This is a genomic window from Streptomyces montanus (assembly GCF_005786655.1).
Taxonomy (GTDB): domain Bacteria; phylum Actinomycetota; class Actinomycetes; order Streptomycetales; family Streptomycetaceae; genus Streptomyces; species Streptomyces sporangiiformans.
The window spans coordinates 1-717 of record NZ_VBZC01000161.1 but is presented as its reverse complement, the minus strand read 5'-3'; the positions used below and the strand labels follow the sequence as shown (position 1 = coordinate 717).

General features: G+C 66.8%; 2 protein-coding genes. Both read right to left on the bottom strand.

Annotation, left to right across the window (positions count from 1 at the left end):
- Nucleotides 1-329: ATP-binding cassette domain-containing protein (locus FE633_RS46915; protein WP_138051256.1), on the bottom strand; the 329-nt coding region annotated here is incomplete at its 3' end.
- The coding region (locus tag FE633_RS46910; RefSeq protein WP_342791285.1) for an extracellular solute-binding protein at nucleotides 322-717 on the bottom strand (396 nt) is incomplete at its 5' end. The genes FE633_RS46915 and FE633_RS46910, both read right to left, overlap by 8 nt.

The following is a 717-nucleotide window of genomic DNA, read 5'->3' as shown; positions in this document are numbered from 1 at the left end:
GGGAAGAGCAGGTACTGCTGGAAGACGAAGCCCAGGCCCCGCTTCTGCGGCGCGAGCCGGGTCACATCGCGGTCCCCGACGGTGATGGTGCCGGAGTCCGGTTCGCAGAACCCGGCGATCATCATCAGGGTCGTGGTCTTGCCCGACCCGGAGGCGCCGAGGAAGGTGACGAACTCCCCGGCCGCGATCTCCATGGACGCCTCGTCAACCGCGACGACGTCCCCGTATGTCTTGCGCAGGGCCACTACCGACAGCGCTTTGCCGGTCGCGGTGGCCGGCGTGACGCCGGCCACCTTGACCGACGGTGTGGCGACACCGAATTCAGCCACGAGCCCACTCCAGCCAGCGCTTGGTGACGGCCGATTCGTTCTTCAGCCACCAGTCGACGTCCGCGTCGAAGCCCTTGTCGTAGTACTTCGGCGCACCGGACAGTGCGTTGCGCTCATCCTCGGTGAGCTTTTCGTAAGCCAGCGGGGAAGACGGGTTCGACGGGAAGGCCTTGGCCAGGTTGGCCTGGCTCTCGGCACGCAGCGAGAAGTCCATCAGCTGGTAGGCGTTGTCGGTGTTGGCCGCGCCCTTGGCGATGGCGTAGCCCTGGAACTGACGGCGCATGCCGTTGAGCTGCCGCTCGACCGGGGTGCCCTGCTTTTGCATATCGGCGACCCGGCCGTCCCAGACGGTCGACATCGTCACCTCCTGGCGGCTCAGCAGCACACC